Raw genomic sequence first — 21371 nt, 5'->3', positions numbered from 1 at the left:
ATTTCCTGAGTTTAGTAATGAGCTTATTGAGAATATACATTACAGTACATGACTAAGCTATTGCAAATAGTTATCAAAATTGTTGAAAAATATTGTTGGTAAAATCTGTTACTGACTGGATAAAATTTTGGATTTTGCAAAAATCTAGCAAAATGTCGCCGGGTGCGTCGGCTTCCTTAAAACAGTCGCCGCTTACTTTCAAAGCGGGAATGCTAAACCAATGCAACGCAGTAGCTCAAGCTTCCAAGACGGATTTTAGATTCTGAAAGCGCCCGGAAAAACCTATTTATAACAGCAATTTTGTGAAATGATGTAGCATAACTGAGTGTCCGATTGCTCGCCTTGTCAAAGACTCATGACTAAAGTAACATCTCAAGAAATTGCACAGTTTCGCTCTCAATTTGCAGAAGATCCCAGCGATATGGAAGCGCTGGATTTGATTGAAGACTGTGATGGAGATTTAGAAGATGCGGCGATGACGCTAGCTATCCGGGCGGGACAGCAACCAGAAAGAGCAAATTCCGAGTGGTTAGATGCCTTAGCTAGAAAATGGCGTGTGGTGATTTGCGAACAAGAATATCGGGAAGATTTGCTTAATAGTTCACCTCAAAAGATGATGGAACATCTAAAAGCAATGCCGACGTTTCCTAAAATTTTGGCAACACCAGTTTTGATATATGTCCTTAAGCAAGGCGTGAACAATTTTTGTGAGCCACTAGATTCGCTAAAGTGAGCGGATGTACATTTAACTTATGCTAACTTCGGCGATGCCTGCGGCGGGCTATTCGGCGTCGCGGTTGGTAGTTGAGTTTAATATAGACCTAACCCCCAGCCCCTTCCCTGCAAGGGAAGGGGAGTAAGATTTTTAACTCTTGTACAGACAAGGGTTAACCCTTGTCTGTACTCAATACTTCTAACCAATGCAAGATGATTCGACCAGGACTGATACGCTGTTAATTAAGGCAAAACTTTTATTAGACAAATTGTAAAATCAATGAATTACCTTGTTGCCGTACTACCAGACCGCATTCAAGCCGAAGCTGCTTACTTAGCTTTAGAAGAACAAGGCATAAACAGCACTATCCTGGGGAGAGGGTATAAAACGGCTGACGAGTTTGGCTTAATTGACCCCAAAGACCAAGCTAAAAAGCAAGCAAAACTGATGGCAACCTGGCTGATACCATTTGGCTTTTTTGCAGGTTTTACATTCAGCCTGATCACTGGTTTAGATACTTTTGCCTGGGCGGGTGAAATTGGCAATCACATCGTTGGCGGACTGCTAGGTGCTGCTAGTGGTGCTATGGGTGGTGTGTTTGTCGGTGGCGGAGTCGGTTTACTAGTAGGTGGTGGTGATGCTTTACCTTATCGCAACCGCTTAGATGCAGGTAAATATTTAGTTGCCGTTCAAGGTTCTGAAACTCTGACTCGGCAAGCAACCCGAATATTACGTCAGTTTGATCCAGAAAATATCCAAGGTTATGCTGACACAAATACTGTGTATTGAATGAATCGTAGTTTACACATCACGACACAGCGACTTGAGTTACTTCCCTGCTCTTTGGAAGTGGCGCAAGCCGTTGTGACAAGGAATAAACCCCAAGTAGAGAGGCTTTTGGGGGTACAGGTTCCTGATGATTCGCATGCATCTGAGGTGTTAGATATTTTCCCAATGTATGCTCAGATGCTAATAGATGATTCTTCCCCGTTGGGTTGGGGTGTCTGGCTAATGATTCACATTACCGATTGTAGTTTAATTGGCGATTTGGGTTTTCTTGGCAAACCCGATCAAACAAGAACTGTAGAAATGGGTTATTAAGTGCTATCAGCTTATCGCCAGCAGGGATTTGCTTTTGAGGCAGTAGAAGCACTGGTTAATTTTGCCTTTACTCAGCCAGAACTCAAGAGAATTATCGCTCATTCTCCAGAGGATCATGTTGCCTCGATTCACATTTTGGAAAAACTGGGAATGCAACAAATTGCCAAGGATAAAAACCTGCTGGAATGGGAATTAAATAATTCGTAATTCATAATTTGTAATTAAGTTTTGTGATGGGGATTTAACCCCAACACAAAAATTGCGTGTTAAACTTACTTTTGCGGTAAGAATTCTAATGTATGTGTCACAAGCGTTATCAACGCTTCTAAAGGTGTTTTATCATCTTCATCTAAGATAGCTGAAAAAATTATATATTTGCTAGTATCTGGAGATTGAATTGCAATATACCCTGTGTTATACATACGTTGAGATTTCCAAATCAATGCTTTGTAGTTTCTTGTCTTATCTTGAAATATTTTTCCATCACTTTGTTTAATAAGTTCATAAAAAACTTCTAAACTTGTTATAACTTCAATCTCTACGCCACGAGGATCAAGTTCCGTTGGTTCTGGATTACGTAAAAAGCACTGAATAAATTCAAAAGCACTAGGATCTACAACGTTATATCTACTTTTATTCCATTTTAACAATCTATAATTATCAGGTATTTTTAGCTTTATATTATGTTCTTTTATTATTACTTCTCTAAACTTGAGCGAAGCTGGTATAGGTGCTTTTTCAGTATCATAACAAGATTTTGCATGTACTGGAAAAGTGAAAATTAACAGTAAAGTTGAAGTAAATAATATAATCTTTTTTTGCATATCTTAATATATTATATATTTTTCTGGTTAAAATTTGTTTTTAACTAAGTAGGTAGGCACAATTAAACTAAACTACGTAAACTTATGTAAAGCACCAGGAAGGCTTTGAATATAGGCTTTTAAGGGATTTATATTTTTTAATATAGTTGGGTTTTTTAGCGCCCACCTACTTACTTAAACTATTGATGTTCTTTCAACCAATGAATAATGTACAAGGATATCGTAAGGACGGCCTTCTGGATTTTCTTTTGCTTCCTTGAGCAGAAGCTGGCTTGCTTTTTTAAGATACATAAACGTATTTATAGTTTTAGAAACCGAGATATTCTCGTCAGTTTTTTTACTCATAAGATATTTTCTACAACTATTAGATTGTCTAAAAAATTCAGTAATAGCTTTTATATAGGCTAACATTTATCGTATAAAATCGGTAGTTTACCTCAGAACCTGCGTGAGGGCAGTTCGCCTAAACGAATGAGTGCTGGCTCTTTCTACGCCAATGCGCTTGCAGGCATCAGGTAAAATATGTCTGCCATGAATCGAGTCAGATGCTCAGTCACACCGCGTATCCCAGGAAACATTGCCTCGGGTTTAGGTTGGTATTCATCAAGTATTGCTGCTAGTGCTGGCGGGATATCCACAATCCGGATTTTATGTTTCCCTTTGGTGATAGACTTGCGAAAAGTGATAGCACCAGATTTGATATAAGTCGTCTATAGTGCTAGTGCTTCTGATGCCTTACAGCCTTAACTTGTTACTAATGGCTGAAATGAGAATTAAAGCTAGAATTAAAATAGTTATAGCAGATTAATTCTCAATTCATAACTTATAATTTTTAAGAATGTTGCCACGAGAAGAACTTTTAAAAGGTGTTGAAAATCGAGATAGTGTAGCTCGTGTAATCGATCAAGCAGAGCAAGCCATCAAAACTTGGGAAGTGGTTTTGACAGATTTTCTGTCTCCGCCAGAATTGGCAGAAATTCAACGGGTGTTTAACCGATTAACAGAAGTGCAATTAGTTGCGTGGGGTGGATATCCGCAAGCTGAACGCCAAAGAATAGCGATCGCTCGTTCAGAAATTCCCTTAGATCAATCTCAAGTTAGCCTTGTAGCTGTGGAAATTGCTGGTAATTTCCTGTTTGACACCGCCTCTCACCGCGACTTCTTAGGCGCAATGTTGGGGACGGGAATTGTTCGCGAAAAGACGGGAGATATTATTGTCTTGGGAGAACGGGGAGCGCAGGCGATTGTCGCCCCAGAGTTGGTGGAATTTTTGGAAATGAGTCTTAAACAGGTGCGATCGGTTCCTGTGAAAACTCAGCTAATTGAGGTAAGTGAATTAAGGGTTAGGGAACCAAAGAAAAAAGAATTAACTACTGTAGAGGCTTCTTTGCGATTAGATGCGATCGCATCTGCTGGTTTTGGCATGTCTCGCAGCAAAATGGTTGATTTCATTGATGCTGGTGATGTGCGCGTCAATTGGAAGGAAGTTACTCAAGCTAGTTCTCAAGTCAAATCAGGCGACTTAATCGCCATTCGCTCTAAAGGACGTTTAGAAGTTGGGGAAATCGCTGTTACAAAAAAAGACCGTTACCGAGTTCAACTAACAAGATATATGTAATAAGCGAGGAGTGAAAAGTTAGGAGTTAGGAGTTAGAAGTGAAGAGTAAGGAGTGAAAAGTTAGGATTTTTAAATTCCCCGCATTCTTTAGCTCCAAACCATCAACTCCTAACTCTTAAATATATACTTAGGCTTTAAAGTGTTTTGCTAACATATTCAACAGAAGTTTGCGCGGTACAAGTCGAGATAACTTACTTCTCATTTGAGTAATAGTATCAGAGCTAATAACAGTTGGATAGCCTTTTTCCAAAGCGTCTAAAGATTCCCAAACAACTTTTTGGCAAGAATACACTTTATCTGTAGTACTTGCCAGTGCTGGAGGAAAATGAGCTTCTGCAAAAAAGTTTGTTTCTATTGGTCCTGGACAAGTGACCAAAATACGGACACCATATTGACGATTTTCTGCCCATATTGCTTCACTAAAGCTAAGAATAAAAGCTTTACTGGCAGCATAAACAGAAAGGTATGGTATCGGTTGAAATGCGGTAATAGAGGATACGTTAATAATACTTCCAGAACGACGTTGCCGCATCAAAGGGAGAAATTTATGGGTTAAATCTACCAATGCCAAAATGTTTAATTGTACAATTTTAACTTGTCTTTCTCCATCCCCTTCAGCAAAGTCGCCATAGTAACCAAAACCAGCATTGTTGATTAATAAGTCAATGGTTAATCCCTTTTCTTTAGTGGCATCAAATACAACAGCAGCAGCATTAGGTTCTGTGAGGTCTTTAACTATAACCTCTACTTGAATTTCGTGTTGTTCTTCTAGTTGTTTAGCTAATTGGGTTAGTTTCTCTTCGGAACGAGCAACGAGTACAAGATTGGTCTTGCGTGCAGCTAGTTCTTGGGCAAAAGCTTTACCAATACCACTAGAAGCACCAGTAATTAAAGCAGTTGGCATTCTACATATTAAGATAGTTTTTAACCAGCATTAAAATTTTAGCTATGCTAGCTATAAGTTTTAACTACCCAAAGTGATATACCCAAAAGGTGAAAAGTAGTATTTAGTACTAAAGAGAGAGCCGTGACCAAAATAACGATTTTTTTCATGGCAATTCCAATACAAAATGAAATTTTTAATCACCATTTTTCAGACCAATAAATAATTTCTGAGGCGGAAGTATTGATAGCGACGCCGTAGCTATTTCCATGATTCCACTTGAAGCCAGGTCTACCTTTATCCTCTGTATTTAATACTAATATTTCATAATTAGGTGGAAAAGATTCTGTATGAGAGTCACTGGTGTAGAAAAAAGTTGTCGGCACACCATTAGGTTGATTTATGTGGTCATTTGTGCTACCACCCCTATATTTGTGCTTTGCACTACTTCTGTATTGTGAAAGTAGTTTTTCTATCTTGTTTGGCGGCTGTTTCAGCCTAATTTGAAAAAAACTACTTCCTTGCGATTCGGGAGAGTAAGCAATGCGAACATTTTTGGCATCAGTGGGAATCTCATTAGGAAAATGTTTTACTTGGTCATTATCAGACCATAGTTGATTACGAATTTCTTGGTAGCGTGATGTATCAGTTATTATTTTAGGTTCCCTAGTACTGCTAAAAGTTGTTCTCAGAAAAAAGCTTCCCCCGACAATACTAAAACTAGCAAGGGCTAATAGAAACTGCGATCGCTTCATCAAGTTGGGTATGTTTAACTTTCATAGCTATATACCCAACTAATAAACTAAATTCGTACTATTGCGGATATAGGGTCAGAGATATTAACAGAAACTTTGCGTATCTAAGGGAAATTTTGGGTAATTGTAAAATTGCTATGAAGTTGGTCAATGATTACCTAGTTAAATACTGTAGGTTATCCTCGATGATATCAGTACTACTTTTGTAACTAACGAAATCAATTCTACAGCTATCCATTTTTTTTCAATTCTTCCTGATGCAGCAATAGCTAAGGCGGATATATAAATAGTAGATGCACCTTAATTAAATCACAGCCCTCAGCTTTTAGTTGGGGGCTTTTTTTATTCTTGATATTTGTTGATTTTAAATTAAATATTTTTTTTTGCAAAGTTAAATTTTCCCGGATATGACAATCAATAAAGCGGATAAATAAATGGTAGATGCACCTTAATTAAATCATAGCCCTCAGCTTTTAGTTGAAGGCTTTTTTATTGCTGATATTTTTTAATTTAAGAATAAAGGTTTAATTCCCCCGGATATGACAATGAATAAACTGGATAAATAAATGGTAGATGCACCCTAATAAATTACAGCCTTCAGCCTAAAGCTGGGGGCTTTTATTATTTAAATATAGATGGCAGTAAACTGGGAGCTAACCATACTGCATAACCAAGAAATCCAAAAAGCAAAGTAATTAGGATAGTAATACCGTAGCTGATGCAAATTAATAACCCGTCAGATTCGATGGTGGCAACAGTCAAAAGTAAAATACCTACAGTGGGGATGGGATTTGTAAAGGGAATTGGTAATATTAGTAATACTGTTAACAAAGAGATACAAAGCCCATTAATTCGCCAAATCAAAGGATTATAAGCTATTTTTGCCAATCGAGGACGGGCGATTTTCTGTAACACTTTGGTAAGACGTCCCAAATTTTGCAAAAGTAACTGGGCAAAGGGACGAGGAAATTTGTAGTTAGCAATTCTTTTCGGCAGCCAAGGCTCACGCCTCCCTAAAAGCATTTGCACTGACAACAGTAAACAAGCACCACCAAAAGGACCGGTTAATCCCGGTGGCATAGGAAATAAAAAAGGCAAAATTAATAATGTAATTACCAGGCAGAACCCCCGTTCTGAGGTTTCTGCCAAAATATCACCTAGAGTTAGCGGTTGTTCAGCTAGGCGTTGCAACAAGGACTTTATATCTTGAGAAAATCTCAGATGCATTTGGTGCAAGTTCCCACATTTTTAGTAGAGGGAGATGAAAGATAATAACTCCTAACTCTTAATTTCTGGGGGTACTAAAACAGCTATAGCTTTAGGTATAACTCGGAAATGAGCAGGTGTATAGGTAGTAATTTCACCATCAGTATTAATAGGGCGAGGTTTGCGAGTATGTACCTCTATTTCTTGACCTTGAAGAGAGCGTACACTCTTCCAATGTATATGTCGCCCTTGTTGCATCGCTGGGAGTAATAGTATAATCTCCCACCAATTTTTAATCTCCAAGCTATAGAGGTCTAGCCTTTGGTCATCTATTGTCGCATCGTCAGCCACTGCCATACCGCCGCCGTAATAGCGGCCGTTACCCACAGCAATTTGCACTGTTTTCGCGCGAAGTGATTCACCATTGATTAAAATCTCCGCAGTAAAAGGTCTAGCTTCCAAAATCACTTGCAATGCAGTAGCAGCATAAGCAAATATTCCCCAACGGCGTTTGACTTCTTTGGTAAGTCGCTGAGTAATTTTTACACTCAATCCCAGACTGGCAACGTTAAAAAAGTGCTTGCCGTTTACCCAGCCCAAGTCGATGCGGTGTGAATTTCTATATGAAATAATTTTGCAAGCTTCGCTGAGGGAATTTGGGATTCCCAAAGTTCTAGCCAGATCATTGGCAGTTCCTAAAGGCAAAATTCCCAAGGGCAACTGAGTTTTAACTAAACCATCTACTGCCGCATTGAGAGTTCCATCTCCTCCACCAATGATTACTAAGTCAACTTGATGCTGATAGCGAAGTATAACTTCAGCAAGATGTTTGGGGTCTTCTGTAGACTCCTCAATTAAATCAAAGCCGAGTGTTTTCAGATATTCAATCGCTTCTGATATACCCTTTTCTCCTTGGCGGGCATGACGATTGACTAACAACAGTGCGCGAGAACTCATGGGTAGTACCTTTTGTAGTTGATATGTCCAATTATCCGCATCCATGTATTCTGCTTCAAGTTGACTATCAAAAAGCGTTTAATTAATTTCGTGAATTGTTATTATGTTATGCTTACAAATTTCTAATTTCTATTTTATCTAGTTTATCTCTATTAGCCGTCAGTGTGTTGATACTCACTAAATAACTGGATCTAGATATTTTTGAGAGAACCATTCATTTATCTCAATATTATAATACCCAGAAGATAATGTCTAAAAATGAGATATTATTTATTAATATCAATATATATTTTTATACCAATTGTCTATGAAGATGCATAGAATAAAGCTTCATGAAAGAGAGCTTCGAGAATAAAATCATAACTTGTCAAAGACGAGATTACGAGAGAAAACATTTGAGCTAACTCGTGTTCAATCCGTTAGCGTAGTTCTTGTAAACTAGAGAAGCTTTCGCCTTTGAACTGGCATTTAATAAACTGCCATAATCGCTCAATAGGATGAAGTTGAGGGCTATGAGCAGGTTGATCGATCGGTTGAATCTTCGGAGTTGCTCCAGGAGAAGCTTGAAGCCGAAAATCCTTCATAACTTTTGCCGTAATAACTCTGTAAGCTGATGTGATGTATGAGAGCGAATAAAGGCTAGAGGAATCTACCATCTGATGAACGAATCTTCTAAGGAAGTTATTCAGAAACAGTGAATTAAGGAGTACTACGAAGTGAACATCTACCGAATAACTTTACTGTTGCACCATGATGTGTATTTCAGCGAACATAATGTAAAACCGTGTCCTATTTGGGGCAATAAGACACGGTTTCATAGAAGTATTTAGTTATAATATTACAAAAATCAAAGTTAAGATTTGATTTATACCAAAGTAATCCATTTACTGAGAGTTGTTTCCTAGTTTATTAACTTTCTCTGTTGTGGGTAATCCTTGGTGATCGTAGTTTGTCCTTTCTTGAGTTAAAGCGATCGCACTAAAGAAAATCGCACTCCCTACAGCCAAGGCTACCATAGGACGTTTCAGCAAGACAAAATCTCTAATAATCCTAGCTAAAGGTCGGCTTTGACGACGTAGCGACGAAGCAACCATCAATTGTCTCCAAGTAAACGGATCGCGCACATAATGACCGCTTTGGCAAACTACTAGCCGTTCCTGGCAATTGGGACAGCAAAACAAGCCCATGCGCGTTTTAACTAGTTTGGGCGTATTATTTCTTTGGCAAATTGGGCAAGTAACATAATGATTATCAAAGGTGTGTATATTCATTTACCTCGTCCGCCTAGTCCATTTACTCGCTCTATAACAATAGCTATACTGAATTCCGATCAATACTTAGCAGACTTCCAAGTATGGTCTGACATCAGCCATAAATCACATATATATTGTATTACTACCAAGGATGGCTCAATGGTCGCAACACGAGTATAGCTAGATTTAGGCAAGGATGACTTCTAGTACTCGACCAATGCAAAAATGACGGGTGAAGGGAAGCAGGAGAAGAAAATAACTTGATTTTCTTACCATAAAACCCGTGCAAAGTTTCTTTAATGCACTACTAGTTAATATTTGTGGGTGCGTCCACCCAGTCCACAAAAACTTGTTGTCTTTAAAAAGAATAGCGTTGGCGCTCACTCCCACCCCACTAGCCGTAGCTACATCCAAACTAGGCATCGCTGACCCTTAAATAATTGTCTCCCATGTAACCATTTTCCCCATAAAAATTTGCACAATCACATTTTTTACTAAATCTTTGTAAATCAAGCAAATAAAGTCTACTTGTCTGGTTGCTAAATAATGGCTCACAATGATAAGTAACAGATAAAAATTTAAATTTTTTCTTACATTTACCCCGCCTCTCAATGACTCTCTTGCCTCCCACTCAACTGAGGAAGGTAACGGAACAACCTGCCTTTCCTACACCTTCGACTCGTTTAGCCTACCTAATAAATCGTTTTCAACCATCCCCAGAAACCGTTGTCCTGTTTTTAGCCATGCTCATTGGCGGTGGTACGGGTATGGGTATAGTCACCTTTCACTATTTAATCCAGCTAATTCACCAGTTGATGCTGGAAAATTTAATGGGTCAAATCGGCGTCTGGGGTGCTTGGACTTTAGCCTGCGTTCCCACCCTTGGCGGATTAATCGTTGGCTTGATGCGCTGGCGCACTCAAGATTTTGGCCCTGGACTTTCATCTCTTATCGCCGCTTCTCAGGGAACAGAGATTAAGCAACCACTACGACCAGTTACGAAGATGCTGGCTGCATCTGTTTCTTTGGGGAGCGGTGCTTCTTTGGGCCCAGAGGGGCCGAGTGTAGAAATTGGTGCAAATTTTGGGATGTTGTTGTCTGTGATCCTAAATGTATCTCAAGAACGCCAACGTTTGCTTTTAGGTGCTGGCGCGGCGGCTGGACTTGCGGCTGGATTTAATGCTCCCATCGCTGGAGTATTTTTTGCCCTAGAGGTGGTGATGGGGGCGACATCTTTCGCTACTTCTGCGGTGAGTGTGGTGCTGTTAGCGGCGGTGGTAGCAGCATTAATTGCCCAAATTGGTTTGGGGGCACAACCTGCTTTTGATTTACCTGTCTACCAAGTCCGCAGTCCCTTAGAATTACCCCTATACCTTGGCTTGGGTTTAGGGGCCAGCCTAATTTCTGTCACTTATACTCAATCAATTCGTTTAGCAAAAGCCTGCTTTGCTGGCAAAGTTCCAGGTTTTGCCTTTTTGGGACAAATTCCTGAGCCGATTCATCCAATTATTGGCGGTGTAATTATTGGCGCAGTTGCTTTGCACTTTCCGCAAATTCTGGGCGTAGGTTATGAAACTGTAGAAGCAATGCTTCAGGATGTGGAGTTTCCACTCTACCTGTTGGTGGTGCTGTTGGTGGTGAAGTTAGTGATGACTGCAATTAGTGCAGGTAGTGGTTTCATCGGCGGTTTGTTTGCACCAGCAATGTTTTTAGGTGCTTCTTTTGGATCGGCTTACGCCAAAATTTTGGCTGTAGCATTCCCGGCTCTTTGCGATCAAATGGCGGCTCCCCCAGCTTACGCAATGGTAGGAATGGCAGCAGTCCTAGCTGGTAGTGTTAGAGCGCCGTTAACGTCTATTTTAATGCTGTTTGAATTAACCCGCGACTATCGCATTGTTTTACCGTTGATGGCAGCTGTGGGTTTGAGTGTTTGGCTAGTGGAAAGGATTAAACCAACTTTTAACTCTAACTCTAACTTACAACAAATTGGTCTTTCTGAATTGAAAGATGAACAAGCGGAAATTGTGCAGCAAATTTTGGTAGAAGATGCTATGTATCCCTGTCCAAAAAAGTTACCTGCAACTCTTGGAGTATTAGATGCAGCTGTAGAAATGATCCGCGATCGCGTCCGCAGTGCTTTAGTAATTGATGAAGCAGAGCAATTAATTGGTATACTCTCTCTGGAAGATATTAACCGTGCCCTTGCTCTTTGGCAAACTTACTCAAATTCACCAACTGAAATTCCAGATAATTTATCCAGTCAAACTCTCATAGACATTTGTACTACTGAAATCCTTTATGCATGGCAAGATGAACTATTATCTGAAGCTTTAGACCGCATGAATCTTAGAGGTTTGCATCAATTACCAGTAGTAGCACGAGATAAACCCGATCGCATTTTGGGTTTACTAGAAAAAGAGCAAATTGCATTAACCTGCAATTTAGCCGTTACGCGCAAAGCACTTTTCCACTATTTACCGATCTTACCGACCACAGATATAGTCATTAGTCATTAGTCATTAGTCATTGGTCATTAGTCATTGGTTTTCACAAATGACAATTGACTAATGACCATTTATATTTATTAAGCTGTAGCGTCTATGACTTCATCATCTTCCCGATCTTCTGGGTCTACCTGTTTCAGACGAATGTGCTTTTTGCCTAAAGTGATCAGAAACTCATCTCCTGGCTTCAGATTCATCTGTTTTGTATAAGCTGAACCTATAAGTAAGTTACCATTCGATTGCACACTAATTCTATAGCTAGCACTACGTCCACCACGCCCATTAGCACTGGGTGTACTATCCAACTGAATGCCTTCGGCATCAATTAGGGCATTTAAGAATTTCATCATATTGACACGCTCTATACCATTTTTGGTAACGGTATAGTAGCCGCACTTTTTGGCTTTGTCTTCTTTGCTCTCGTTCTCTAGCTCTTTGACTTTTTTGAGCAGTTCTTCACCGAGTAGGGGTTCAATTTTTTTCTGTTTAGGCATCAACTTAGGTCGAAAATGAATGTTTGAAGTGTTGGAATCGATTTTATTTTAGCTGACGTTGAGCTAATAGGAACATAATCCTTTAGTTTTTATCTCAACCTAGCCAAGTATATTACACTCATAGGCACAATTGTTATCCCATTTCCAATATTGCTAAGACAATCTATTTTAGATAACGCTGGCAATGCTGATAACTATCTATCTATCTATATATAGTTAGTGAATCACTGCTAAACTATATAAATTTTAAGTTTTCTAAAGTGACGCTCGAAAAGTTGTTTACTTGCTGAGGATGATAACAGTGTCACAGAATGATAAGTAAAACTGATCCTTAGCCATTGATAATTGGTTATTGGTCATTGCTTATTTACATAAAACAGAGGACAAACAACAAAGCTTACCAAAATGAAACTAACTACCAGAGGACACTATAGTGTGAAGGCGTTGCTAGATTTGAGTTTACAGCCAAAATATGGCCCTGTATCTGTAAGAGCGATCGCTAAACGCCAAGATATCCCAGCTCCTTACCTCGAAAAACTACTAATAGAAATGCGTCGTGCATCTTTAGTGAAATCAATTCGTGGTAGCATCGGCGGATACCAATTGGCAAGAGAGCCTGCACAAATATCTATAGGACAAATTTTAGAAGCAGTTGGCGAGACTAGCCCTTTACCCCATCACACTCCAGCACCTGCACAAGCTGAAGATTGGGTAACATTTAGCCTATGGCAGAGACTCAACCAAAAGCTCAAAGAAGCTTTATACAGTATTACTTTGGCAGACCTTTATTATGATGCTCGTAGCTGGCAAGCTGCCCTTGGGGAAGAAGCTAGTTTTGTGGTTTAGTCAAAAGTCAATAGTCCAAATATTGACCCTTGACTAGTAACTTATGACCAATAGCATCTATATCTTAATAATTGCTGCACTTTTAGATTACTTAATTGGCGATCCTTGGAATTGGCCTCATCCAGTGCAAGTTATGGGGTGGGTAATTTCTCGTCTGACCAAATTTTCTCTGCAATTGTGTCAAAATTCTCTAACGCAACGCCTAGCTGGAATTTTACTAGGTATTATCCTAATAATTGGTAGTGGACTTGTTGGCTTTTTGATTATTCAAAGTGCCAAATTGGTTCATCCGTTGTTGGGAATTGTAATAAATAGCATTCTTTTGGCTAGTTGTTTTGCTGGCAGAAGTTTACGAGCCGCAGCAGTGGCTGTTTTAGAACCTTTAACAGCAGGAGATTTGGAAAAATCTCGGAAGATTTTAAGTAATTACGTTGGTCGGGATACCCAAAACCTCTCACAAACAGAAATTTACCGAGCCGTTTTAGAAACGGTTGCAGAAAATGCTACTGATGGGGTGATGGCTCCGCTTTTTTATGCAATTGTTGGTGTCTTTGTGCCAGTTGTAGGGCCAACTCCTTTGGCTTTAGCATATAAAGCCAGCAGTACCCTCGATTCAATGGTGGGCTATCGAGAAGCACCCTATACTTATTTGGGATGGTTCTGTGCGCGGTTGGAAGATTGTTTGACTTGGCTACCTTGTCGCTTAACAGTCGTGACTCTGGCGCTGTTATCGGGTAAACCGATGCATGTTTGGCAAATTTGTCGTCGGGATGCGATTAAAGATCCCAGTCCCAATTCTGGCTGGAGTGAGTGCGCCTATGCTGCTTTTTTGGGTGTGCAGATGGGGGGTACAAATTGGTATCGTGGGGTAGCTAAGTACAAACCACTGCTAGGAGATGCTATTTATCCCATTACTGCAACTTCCATTCAGAATGCTTTGCAGTTGACGCGATATTGTTTTTTGGTATGGTTAGGGATAGCGATCGCAATATTCTTAATATTTCCAAATAAGTAATGATAAATATAAAGTTAGAGACGCGATTAATCCCGTCTATACAGGAGTTAAGAATAAAAACTCTTAACTTCTAACTTATCACTCCTAACTTATCACTCACTATGTCTGCCAAAGTAGTTGAAATTCTCTCGTCAGAAGAAATCCGTCGTACCTTGACTCGCCTTGCCTCTCAAATTGTGGAAAGGACGCGTGATTTGTCTCAACTGGTGCTTCTTGGGATTTATACAAGAGGTGCGTTATTAGCCGAATTGTTGGCACGTCAGATTGAGACGCTCGAAGGTGTAGCTGTGTCAGTCGGCGCTTTGGACATTACATTTTATCGAGATGACCTCGACAAAATTGGATTGCGGACTCCGGCGAAAAGCGAAATTCCTTTTGACCTGACGGGTAAAACCGTTGTACTTGTGGATGATGTAATTTTCAAAGGACGGACGATTCGCGCTGCTTTGAACGCAGTCAACGACTACGGTAGACCAGAGGTGATTCGTTTAGCTGTGTTGGTAGATAGGGGCCACCGAGAATTACCAATCCACCCCGATTTTATTGGCAAGAAGTTACCTACTGCTAAAGAAGAAGTTGTCAAAGTTTACTTACAAAATTACGATGAACGAGATGCAGTGGAGTTAATTAGTCATTAGTCATTAGTCATTGGTCATTAGTTATTCTCCCCCTGCTCCCCCTGCTCCCCCTGCCTCCTCCATCCCCCATCCCCCGCACCTCACCGCAAAATTGGGCTACCGTGATGATGTACTAAATACCACTTCTCGCCAAGGAATTGAAATATATTTGTAGCTGTTGATTGTGCTTCAAGTCTTCTCCCACCTACTACTTGGAACACATTTTCTCTCACCACAACATAAGCAATTTTTTCAGTAATTTCTGTAGCAATTATATCTGTGTTTATTTCAATATAAGCGGTGTTTTTAAATATCTGCTCCCAAGAGGTACGAATCTCCTTCCAACCCCGCAGTATATTACTTCCAGGATGAATACAAAAACTACCAGTTCCTTGTGACCATACTGCACTCATTGTCTCAATATCTTTTCTTTCAAAAGCTCGATAAAAAGCTGCATTAGCCGCTAAGACTTCATCCTTAGTCATGGGTAATTAAATAGTTAAGAGTTATGAGCGAAGAGTTAGGAGTTAAGAATTCCTAAATTATAACTCTCAACTTTGAAAAATAAATTAGTAATTCCCAATGCCCAATGCCCAACTTCTAATTATTTTTGGCTGTGCTAATAGTTTGCAATAATTTTCTTTACCTAATTTTGTTTTTTGATGTAACTCACCCTCCCAAGAGCCATTTTTCATCATAATACTGAGTGCTTTTTCAACTTGAGACACATGTTTTTCATGCCAGAGAACTCGTGTCTTTTTATTGATAGCTTCTTCTTTTTTCCAACTGTACAGGCTCTCAGCAGCTTTGTTCCAAAATAAAATTTTTTCGTCTAAATCACACACAAAAATTGCATTGGTGGCAACATCTAGTAAAGCAGCTTGTTCGCGGATTTTCTGTTCTGTTTGTTTGCGCTCAATGGCATAACAAATAGAACGCTCAAATAAAGGTGCAGTCAACTAGCTTTTTTCGAGACAATCTGCGGCTCCGGCTTTCATCGCTTCAATAAGCTGTTACGTATATAATTTGCATTATCAGGGCGGGCAGGATGTCCACCCCACAATCATCTTGAAAAAATATTAGTGCAAATTAAAGGCGCAACAGCTTATCTATTTCCCAGTCGCCCTGCCCAGTCAGCAAAATTATCGGAGAACAACAGCCGTTGGCAATTGCTTCGCGCAAAAGTTCCAGTCCACTGTCTGCCCCCAAACGGTAGTCTACTAGATAAATGTCATATTGGTAGCGAGCGATCGCTCTTTTTCAGATTGCTAGGATGATGTCAACTGAATCATAATGATCGCGCTTTTGGTTTGTATGCAATACACTCCGACTTCTCTCTTAATTTAGGAGAAAAGTTTTGAATCTTACTCCCCTTCCCTGCAAGTGAAGGGGCTGGGGGTTAGGTCTGTATTCGACTCAACCTAGAAGCCCTATAGTGGTGGGTTCAATGCCCAAAACACAATGTCATGAAAAATTGACATTATTACCATTGCTTAACATCTAGGCAGCTAGTATTGTCATGAAATAATGACAATACGATCCCGAAAGGGCTTATAAATTCGTGAAACAGGCAAAAAAGCTATTAAAACCCCTTGATCCCTAGATATGCTTAGTGGTTAATATTGACTTAACAGATAGAACTTCCTCGATCCCAAAGAAATGCTAATTTTGGCATAACTAAGGAATTGATTGGAAGTGATCCCAATTTAAAAACAGACTAAAAAACTTAAACACTGGGCAAAACCAGGAGTCAGGATAAGAAATTCATCTGGAGTGGATGACATTTTATATAGCATTCTTTAACCAGGGGAAATCATTTACCGCTTAAACTACTGGAGGCCAAAATAATGGCAAAAGAACGCCCGCCACTAGAGGAGATGACCTTACGCCAACTACGCAAAGTTGCTAGCGAATATAGCATCTCTCGGTATAGCCGAATGCGTAAATCACAACTGCTGGCATCAATTCAAGAAGTCCAGCGCAGTAAAAATTTACTTAGTCCATCTCGTTCATTGGAGGCACAGGAAACCGTGGAAGCTGCAAAGTTTGAATTAGGTCAGGAAGATCGGACTGGTGGATCTTTGGCTGATGTTGATGAAGGACTCGCAGATTTGCCTTCTGGCTATGGTGACAGCCGGATTGTACTCTTACCACGAGATCCTCAGTGGGCTTACACTTACTGGGATATTCCCAATGAGCATAAAGAGGAACTGCGCCGACAAGGGGGACAACAACTCGCACTACGGATTTATGATGTCACCGACATCAATATCGAATACCAAAGCCCCCACAGCATTCAAGAATATCCTGCTGATGAACTAGCTAGAGAATGGTATCTACCAGTTCCAGTTAGCGATCGCGATTATGTGATAGATATCGGCTATCGTGCTGCTGATGGTCGCTGGTTAGTACTAGCTCGTTCTGCTAAAGTACACATTCCTCCCGTTTATCCTTCTGACTGGATTGAGGATGTATTCATCACTGTTAACTTTGAAGAAGATTTGCGTGGTCAGACTCAGTACGAACTCGTACCCCCAGCCAAGAAGGTTGCAGCTACCGCCAATGGTAATGGTGTTGTCAATGGTAACGTTAACGGCAACCCCATCTACGACCAAATCTTTGGTTTAGCAGAATCTGCCGAATCACTACGGGTTGCTGGTTCTATCTTCGGTTCCCAGCACCAAGTACCAGGAGCAGCGCGTCCTGAACAAGCTATTAGCTCCTACATTTTCCCATCTGGTGTGGGTATGTGGGCAGTTCCTACCGTGTCAGGCTTAACCGCTTCCGGTGCAGGAATGTCAGGTGTTGGCTTCTCGGCTTCCGCCGTACCAGTGCGTCCGCGCCAGTTCTGGTTAATTGCTGATGCTGAATTGATAGTCTACGGTGCAACCGAACCAGATGCTACCGTAACCATTGGTGGCCGTCCAATTCAGCTAAATCCAGATGGAACATTCCGCTTCCAGATGTCCTTCCAGGATGGTTTAATTGACTATCCAATTTTAGCTGTAGCTGCTGATGGTGAGCAAACCCGGTCAATTCAAATGAAATTTAACCGTGAGACACCATCTAGAAATACCAACACCAAAGAAGAAGCTGTTTTAGAATGGTTCTCTTAAGTTTTGGTTCTAAGATAAAGTCCAGACTGAAATTTTAAATTATTCCCCGCTATAGTAATTCTGTAGCGGTTTTTTTTGCATTATTATGTCTACAAAAAAATTATTTTTGTTATTTATCTTGATAATTGGTGCAACCTTATTATCAGGTTGTCAAGAGATTGAAGCAAATTCAGTCCTAAAAGCATCTAAAACTTGTCCTGGCAAAGATGCTAAGTTCAGCATCGATTTTTTTAAAACCAATAATCAAGGTAAAAGAAATCAAAGAGGTATTAACAATGTGATTATTTTTAATCCTAAATCAGCAGAATTAGATTTCAAAGTTAATGTTGGTCTATCTCATAAACTCTACGCCAAAGATGCTAGGGGGAAACTGCGTAAAGAATATGTAGCAAAACAGTTTCGTGAACTCATAGGTGATGAGAATGCCAAATTAAATGGACACCCACCCATTGCTGCAATTAATGCTGACTATATAGGTACTGATGATAAACCACAAGGCTTAAATGTTTCTCGTGGTGTTGAGTATTCAGGAGCATTTAAAAATAAGCGTTCTTCCTTTGGAATATCAGGAGGTACACCCAATCAGCGACAGGCTACTATCCAAGCTGGTAGAAGAAAAAGTGATATTCTCAATTACAACTTAGTGGGTGGTAATGGCAGATTCTATCGTCAGGGTAAATTTAAAGATATTTGTCAAGATTTAGGAGAATTTGCTTGTAAAAATGCTAAAAATCGCTCTATGGCAGCTATTACCAATCAAGGCTATGTAATCTTATTAGTTAATGACTTGAAGGCTAATTCAGATATTGAATTATCTCAACTTAATCAAGAGTTACTGCCAGACATGTTTGATAATGTCTTAGAAGGTATTGCTAGCAATAACTGTTTAGGTAAGATTCAAGAAGCGATATTATTTGATGGCGGTATGTCTCCAGGATTGTATTATAACCAGAAAACTTATGTAGAAAACTTTGGGCCGATTGGTTCAGTTTTTTTGATTTACAAAAAATAAAAATAATGACTCAATTTTATAGTATTGACTCTTTAATTTTTTGCGAATTCTCAAGCTTGTTTGGATTCACCCAACGATTGACAAATTCGTGATTATGTTTATACACCTTGATTTGCACTTGCTTGGAACTTAACTTGATTACTTCGGCGGGAATTCTTTGGACATCGCTAGAATCGGCGCGAGGTTTGTAAAGCCAAATGACTTTTTGCCCTACTTGAAAGTAGTCAGAATTACTAGTTAAAGAAGGCGCTTTTTCCGCCCAAGAGGGGAAAGCAATTGCTAAGTTTATCAAAAGTACTAAAACCACTAGAGTGATTTGGAAAAGTTTCATGATCATCGCACTTGTCTTGGGTCTGGTAGGATAATCAATCTGCTGATCTAGCATTTAATTATTATTCTCCTTTATTTTCTTAAAGTCTCTTTGGGGAATTTAGTTAGCATTAGTTTGCTGTTTGAATGCTGGCAAGACACCTAAATTTGATAGCACTAATACTGCAAGGCGGAAGTCAAAAGAATTGTATTCCATGTTCTTGCGACATTTGAAATGGTATGTTTATTTCAGCCGTGTTGTACTAGAGATTTGCAAAATTAATTACTGAGCCAAAGGCTTGTATTAATCGCAAGCCAAGTTTATTTTTGTTCAAAGTACAAATCTCTGCTAATTTCAGCATAAAGCGATTTATAAAATAAAAGCAAATAGTCTTATTTGTTAAAAGGATAAATTAAATTTATTATAAAATTTGTGATGCTCTGCCTTGAGATCGCAATCTGAAACAATTGCTCTCAATTCTGATTCCGTTTGGACTTTTGCGATCGCTTCCGCAACGCTTCAGACAAAACTAATTTCCGATTTGGGAGTGTCTTTTAAGGGAGTTCCAGAAATTAAATTACCCAATTTTTAAAACGAAAGCGATAATCGGATTTCTCCTCCCCTGCTTCCCCTGCTCCCACTTTAGGGAAATATTGCTAGCTCAGTTTCCGGGTCGAAAAAGTGAATTTTTTCTGGAGTTAGCGATAACCAAAGTTGTTCCCCAGGTTGTACAAATCGGTCTGGTGGTATTCGCACTTGTAAGTAATTGGTAGTAGCAGGTTGAGATCCCGGTTCGGCAATCTTAACTGCGAGAAAGGAATCGTTGCCGAGATTCTCTACCAAATCTACTTGAACTGGTATATTTTTGGTAGCAGGCATACTCAAGTTCAAGTGTTCTGGGCGAATGCCTAAAACTAGAGTTTTCCGATCATATTTTTGTAAAGCTCTTCCCCAAACTTCTGGAAGGGTGAAACGAAACTGGGAATGAGTAATCAACTGTGGAGCATGAAATTCTACAGGAATAAAATTCATCGGTGGTGAACCAATGAACTCTGCTACAAAAAGATTGGCAGGGCGGTTGTAAAGTTCTAAGGGAGAAGCAACTTGCTGAATTTTACCCTCAGACATAATCGCAATGCGATCGCCCATTGTCATCGCTTCGGTTTGATCGTGGGTAACGTAAATTGTCGTTGTCCCCAGTTGGCGCTGCAATTTGACAATTTGAGCGCGGGTTTCTGCCCGCAGTTTGGCATCTAAGTTAGAAAGCGGTTCATCCATTAAGAATACTTGGGGGTCACGCGCGATCGCTCGTCCTAATGCAACCCGTTGTCTTTGTCCGCCAGATAGCTGTTTGGGTAAGCGATTCAGCAATGTTTCGATTTGCAACAGTTGGGCAACACTACGCACCTGTTCATCCACCGCCCGTTCTTTGTCAGAAATGTAGCGCAGTCCTTTAGGTAACTTTCTTGTCGCACCCACAAAAAGATTTTCTGTCCACGTCCGAACATAAGGGGATGAGGAGGAAGATGAAGGAGTAATTTCTCCCCCTGCTTCCCCTGCTCTCCCAAAACGGCGGCGCAGCCCAAAGGCGATGTTGTCGTACACCGTCATGTGGGGGTAGAGGGCGTAATTTTGAAATACCATTGCGATGTCGCGTTCTTTGGGTGGTAGGTCATTGAGCAAGCGATCGCCTATCCAGATATTACCGCCAGTCATCACTTCCAAACCAGCGATTAAGCGCAGCAGGGTACTTTTACCACAACCAGAAGGGCCCACTAGCACCATAAACTCGCCATCTGCGATCGTCAGGTTAATCCGTCGCAAAACGTTGACACTTCCCGCCCGTTCTTGCGCTGCATCAGTTTTCTCCCCAAACGTGAGGGGAGATTGAGTTTGTGAGGTCACACTTTCCCCTTTACGCGGGGAAAAACTTTTATAAACGTTTTCTAAAACAACTTGGGACACAATTGTTAATTATTGTCATTGGGCATTGGGCATGGGGCATTGGGCATGGGGCATTGGGCATTGGGCATTAGCTTGAAAAAGGGACAAATGACAAATGACAGTTTAGCGCCCATCATAATACACGTTCAGGGTAACTGAAAGTTTAGGTTTCAAAACCTTTCATTTAAGAACTGGAAGACG

The 21371-nt window shown here is 40.1% G+C and carries 26 protein-coding genes and 1 pseudogene; 12 read left to right on the top strand and 15 right to left on the bottom strand.

Annotation, left to right across the window (positions count from 1 at the left end):
* Positions 1-355 precede the first annotated feature (355 nt).
* The 4 genes from V7K25_RS03350 (at position 356) to V7K25_RS03335 (ending at position 2023) form a co-directional block, all read left to right on the top strand.
* Positions 356-733 carry a hypothetical protein gene (locus tag V7K25_RS03350; protein WP_335155045.1) on the top strand — a complete coding sequence of 126 codons (378 nt, stop codon included), beginning with the start codon at positions 356-358 and terminating at the stop codon, positions 731-733.
* A 261-nt stretch (positions 734-994) separates the two neighbouring features.
* Positions 995-1504, top strand: coding sequence for a hypothetical protein (locus V7K25_RS03345; protein WP_335155043.1), 510 nt, complete (start codon positions 995-997; stop codon positions 1502-1504).
* On the top strand, positions 1505-1816 hold the full coding sequence (locus tag V7K25_RS03340; protein WP_335155041.1) for a hypothetical protein: 312 nt from the start codon (positions 1505-1507) through the stop codon (positions 1814-1816).
* Entirely contained in the window at positions 1817-2023 is a 207-nt protein-coding gene (locus tag V7K25_RS03335; protein ID WP_335155039.1) for a GNAT family N-acetyltransferase, read from the top strand.
* Between the two features lie 65 nt (positions 2024-2088).
* Here the strand turns inward: V7K25_RS03335 and V7K25_RS03330 are convergent, their stop codons facing one another.
* The 3 genes from V7K25_RS03330 to V7K25_RS03320 form a co-directional block, all read right to left on the bottom strand.
* On the bottom strand, positions 2089-2640 hold the full coding sequence (locus V7K25_RS03330; RefSeq protein WP_335155037.1) for a hypothetical protein: 552 nt from the start codon (positions 2638-2640) through the stop codon (positions 2089-2091).
* Positions 2641-2814: 174 nt separating this feature from the next.
* A complete protein-coding gene (locus tag V7K25_RS03325) occupies positions 2815-2985 on the bottom strand; it encodes a hypothetical protein (protein ID WP_335155035.1) in 171 nt (56 codons plus the stop codon).
* Positions 2986-3128: 143 nt separating this feature from the next.
* Positions 3129-3278, bottom strand: coding sequence for a hypothetical protein (locus V7K25_RS03320; RefSeq protein WP_335155033.1), 150 nt, complete (start codon positions 3276-3278; stop codon positions 3129-3131).
* Positions 3279-3478: 200 nt separating this feature from the next.
* On the opposite strand from V7K25_RS03320, the gene V7K25_RS03315 reads away from it, so the two are divergent.
* Entirely contained in the window at positions 3479-4258 is a 780-nt protein-coding gene (locus tag V7K25_RS03315) for a photosystem II S4 domain protein (protein WP_335155031.1), read from the top strand.
* Between the two features lie 127 nt (positions 4259-4385).
* On the opposite strand, the gene V7K25_RS03310 is transcribed toward V7K25_RS03315, so the two are convergent.
* The 7 genes from V7K25_RS03310 to V7K25_RS03280 form a co-directional block, all read right to left on the bottom strand.
* Positions 4386-5162 (bottom strand): SDR family NAD(P)-dependent oxidoreductase, encoded by a 777-nt coding sequence (locus V7K25_RS03310; RefSeq protein WP_335155029.1) that lies wholly within the window; start codon positions 5160-5162, stop codon positions 4386-4388.
* Between the two features lie 179 nt (positions 5163-5341).
* A complete protein-coding gene (locus V7K25_RS03305) occupies positions 5342-5896 on the bottom strand; it encodes a hypothetical protein (protein ID WP_335155027.1) in 555 nt (184 codons plus the stop codon).
* Positions 5897-6517: 621 nt separating this feature from the next.
* Complete coding sequence (locus V7K25_RS03300; RefSeq protein ID WP_335155025.1) at positions 6518-7123, bottom strand: exopolysaccharide biosynthesis protein; 606 nt, start codon at positions 7121-7123, stop codon at positions 6518-6520.
* A 51-nt stretch (positions 7124-7174) separates the two neighbouring features.
* Complete coding sequence (locus V7K25_RS03295) at positions 7175-8059, bottom strand: lipid kinase (RefSeq protein ID WP_335155097.1); 885 nt, start codon at positions 8057-8059, stop codon at positions 7175-7177.
* Between the two features lie 419 nt (positions 8060-8478).
* Positions 8479-8715, bottom strand: coding sequence for a hypothetical protein (locus V7K25_RS03290; protein ID WP_335155023.1), 237 nt, complete (start codon positions 8713-8715; stop codon positions 8479-8481).
* Positions 8716-8943: 228 nt separating this feature from the next.
* Positions 8944-9330, bottom strand: a complete 387-nt coding sequence (locus V7K25_RS03285; RefSeq protein ID WP_335155021.1) for a hypothetical protein — start codon at positions 9328-9330, stop codon at positions 8944-8946.
* Between the two features lie 168 nt (positions 9331-9498).
* Entirely contained in the window at positions 9499-9735 is a 237-nt protein-coding gene (locus V7K25_RS03280) for a hypothetical protein (RefSeq protein ID WP_335155019.1), read from the bottom strand.
* Positions 9736-9923: 188 nt separating this feature from the next.
* Between V7K25_RS03280 and V7K25_RS03275 the strand changes: the two genes are divergently transcribed.
* Positions 9924-11828, top strand: coding sequence for a chloride channel protein (locus tag V7K25_RS03275; RefSeq protein WP_335155017.1), 1905 nt, complete (start codon positions 9924-9926; stop codon positions 11826-11828).
* Positions 11829-11896: 68 nt separating this feature from the next.
* Here the strand turns inward: V7K25_RS03275 and V7K25_RS03270 are convergent, their stop codons facing one another.
* The gene (locus V7K25_RS03270) at positions 11897-12310 is read right to left on the bottom strand and encodes an AbrB family transcriptional regulator (protein ID WP_334743222.1); all 414 of its coding nucleotides are present in this window, start codon (positions 12308-12310) and stop codon (positions 11897-11899) included.
* Positions 12311-12715: 405 nt separating this feature from the next.
* Between V7K25_RS03270 and V7K25_RS03265 the strand changes: the two genes are divergently transcribed.
* From V7K25_RS03265 to pyrR, 3 genes are all read left to right on the top strand, one after another.
* Entirely contained in the window at positions 12716-13156 is a 441-nt protein-coding gene (locus V7K25_RS03265) for an Rrf2 family transcriptional regulator (protein WP_229554448.1), read from the top strand.
* Between the two features lie 43 nt (positions 13157-13199).
* Complete coding sequence (cbiB, locus tag V7K25_RS03260; protein ID WP_335155014.1) at positions 13200-14171, top strand: adenosylcobinamide-phosphate synthase CbiB; 972 nt, start codon at positions 13200-13202, stop codon at positions 14169-14171.
* Between the two features lie 101 nt (positions 14172-14272).
* Complete coding sequence (gene pyrR, locus V7K25_RS03255; protein ID WP_109008636.1) at positions 14273-14809, top strand: bifunctional pyr operon transcriptional regulator/uracil phosphoribosyltransferase PyrR; 537 nt, start codon at positions 14273-14275, stop codon at positions 14807-14809.
* Positions 14810-14889: 80 nt separating this feature from the next.
* Here the strand turns inward: pyrR and V7K25_RS03250 are convergent, their stop codons facing one another.
* Entirely contained in the window at positions 14890-15273 is a 384-nt protein-coding gene (locus V7K25_RS03250; protein ID WP_335155012.1) for a nuclear transport factor 2 family protein, read from the bottom strand.
* 153 nt (positions 15274-15426) lie between these two features.
* Positions 15427-16039, bottom strand: a pseudogene (locus tag V7K25_RS03245) (PAS domain-containing protein); the annotation flags it as partial.
* 596 nt (positions 16040-16635) lie between these two features.
* On the opposite strand from V7K25_RS03245, the gene V7K25_RS03240 reads away from it, so the two are divergent.
* A complete protein-coding gene (locus V7K25_RS03240; RefSeq protein WP_335155010.1) occupies positions 16636-17904 on the top strand; it encodes a DUF4912 domain-containing protein in 1269 nt (422 codons plus the stop codon).
* 85 nt (positions 17905-17989) lie between these two features.
* Positions 17990-18916, top strand: coding sequence for a phosphodiester glycosidase family protein (locus tag V7K25_RS03235; RefSeq protein ID WP_335155008.1), 927 nt, complete (start codon positions 17990-17992; stop codon positions 18914-18916).
* 16 nt (positions 18917-18932) lie between these two features.
* On the opposite strand, the gene V7K25_RS03230 is transcribed toward V7K25_RS03235, so the two are convergent.
* Positions 18933-19301, bottom strand: coding sequence for a hypothetical protein (locus tag V7K25_RS03230; RefSeq protein WP_335155006.1), 369 nt, complete (start codon positions 19299-19301; stop codon positions 18933-18935).
* Positions 19302-19671: 370 nt separating this feature from the next.
* Between V7K25_RS03230 and V7K25_RS03225 the strand changes: the two genes are divergently transcribed.
* Entirely contained in the window at positions 19672-19818 is a 147-nt protein-coding gene (locus V7K25_RS03225; protein WP_335155004.1) for a hypothetical protein, read from the top strand.
* A 50-nt stretch (positions 19819-19868) separates the two neighbouring features.
* On the opposite strand, the gene V7K25_RS03220 is transcribed toward V7K25_RS03225, so the two are convergent.
* Positions 19869-21191, bottom strand: a complete 1323-nt coding sequence (locus V7K25_RS03220; RefSeq protein ID WP_335155002.1) for an ABC transporter ATP-binding protein — start codon at positions 21189-21191, stop codon at positions 19869-19871.
* Positions 21192-21371 lie beyond the last annotated feature (180 nt).

It is taken from the genome of Nostoc sp. (genome assembly GCF_036919495.1).
Lineage (GTDB): Bacteria > Cyanobacteriota > Cyanobacteriia > Cyanobacteriales > Nostocaceae > Nostoc.
This window is presented reverse-complemented; position numbering and strand designations above follow the sequence as displayed.

Coding starts and splice junctions, on each gene's coding strand:
- V7K25_RS03350 (WP_335155045.1), top strand. CDS start 356: ATGACTAAAGTAACATCTCAAGAAATTGCACAGTTTCGCTCTCAATTT.
- V7K25_RS03345 (WP_335155043.1), top strand. CDS start 995: ATGAATTACCTTGTTGCCGTACTACCAGACCGCATTCAAGCCGAAGCT.
- V7K25_RS03340 (WP_335155041.1), top strand. CDS start 1,505: ATGAATCGTAGTTTACACATCACGACACAGCGACTTGAGTTACTTCCC.
- V7K25_RS03330 (WP_335155037.1), bottom strand. CDS start 2,640: ATGCAAAAAAAGATTATATTATTTACTTCAACTTTACTGTTAATTTTC.
- V7K25_RS03325 (WP_335155035.1), bottom strand. CDS start 2,985: ATGAGTAAAAAAACTGACGAGAATATCTCGGTTTCTAAAACTATAAAT.
- V7K25_RS03315 (WP_335155031.1), top strand. CDS start 3,479: ATGTTGCCACGAGAAGAACTTTTAAAAGGTGTTGAAAATCGAGATAGT.
- V7K25_RS03310 (WP_335155029.1), bottom strand. CDS start 5,162: ATGCCAACTGCTTTAATTACTGGTGCTTCTAGTGGTATTGGTAAAGCT.
- V7K25_RS03305 (WP_335155027.1), bottom strand. CDS start 5,896: ATGAAGCGATCGCAGTTTCTATTAGCCCTTGCTAGTTTTAGTATTGTC.
- V7K25_RS03300 (WP_335155025.1), bottom strand. CDS start 7,123: ATGCATCTGAGATTTTCTCAAGATATAAAGTCCTTGTTGCAACGCCTA.
- V7K25_RS03295 (WP_335155097.1), bottom strand. CDS start 8,059: ATGAGTTCTCGCGCACTGTTGTTAGTCAATCGTCATGCCCGCCAAGGA.
- V7K25_RS03290 (WP_335155023.1), bottom strand. CDS start 8,715: ATGGTAGATTCCTCTAGCCTTTATTCGCTCTCATACATCACATCAGCT.
- V7K25_RS03285 (WP_335155021.1), bottom strand. CDS start 9,330: ATGAATATACACACCTTTGATAATCATTATGTTACTTGCCCAATTTGC.
- V7K25_RS03280 (WP_335155019.1), bottom strand. CDS start 9,735: ATGCCTAGTTTGGATGTAGCTACGGCTAGTGGGGTGGGAGTGAGCGCC.
- V7K25_RS03275 (WP_335155017.1), top strand. CDS start 9,924: ATGACTCTCTTGCCTCCCACTCAACTGAGGAAGGTAACGGAACAACCT.
- V7K25_RS03270 (WP_334743222.1), bottom strand. CDS start 12,310: ATGCCTAAACAGAAAAAAATTGAACCCCTACTCGGTGAAGAACTGCTC.
- V7K25_RS03265 (WP_229554448.1), top strand. CDS start 12,716: ATGAAACTAACTACCAGAGGACACTATAGTGTGAAGGCGTTGCTAGAT.
- cbiB (WP_335155014.1), top strand. CDS start 13,200: ATGACCAATAGCATCTATATCTTAATAATTGCTGCACTTTTAGATTAC.
- pyrR (WP_109008636.1), top strand. CDS start 14,273: ATGTCTGCCAAAGTAGTTGAAATTCTCTCGTCAGAAGAAATCCGTCGT.
- V7K25_RS03250 (WP_335155012.1), bottom strand. CDS start 15,273: ATGACTAAGGATGAAGTCTTAGCGGCTAATGCAGCTTTTTATCGAGCT.
- V7K25_RS03240 (WP_335155010.1), top strand. CDS start 16,636: ATGGCAAAAGAACGCCCGCCACTAGAGGAGATGACCTTACGCCAACTA.
- V7K25_RS03235 (WP_335155008.1), top strand. CDS start 17,990: ATGTCTACAAAAAAATTATTTTTGTTATTTATCTTGATAATTGGTGCA.
- V7K25_RS03230 (WP_335155006.1), bottom strand. CDS start 19,301: ATGCTAGATCAGCAGATTGATTATCCTACCAGACCCAAGACAAGTGCG.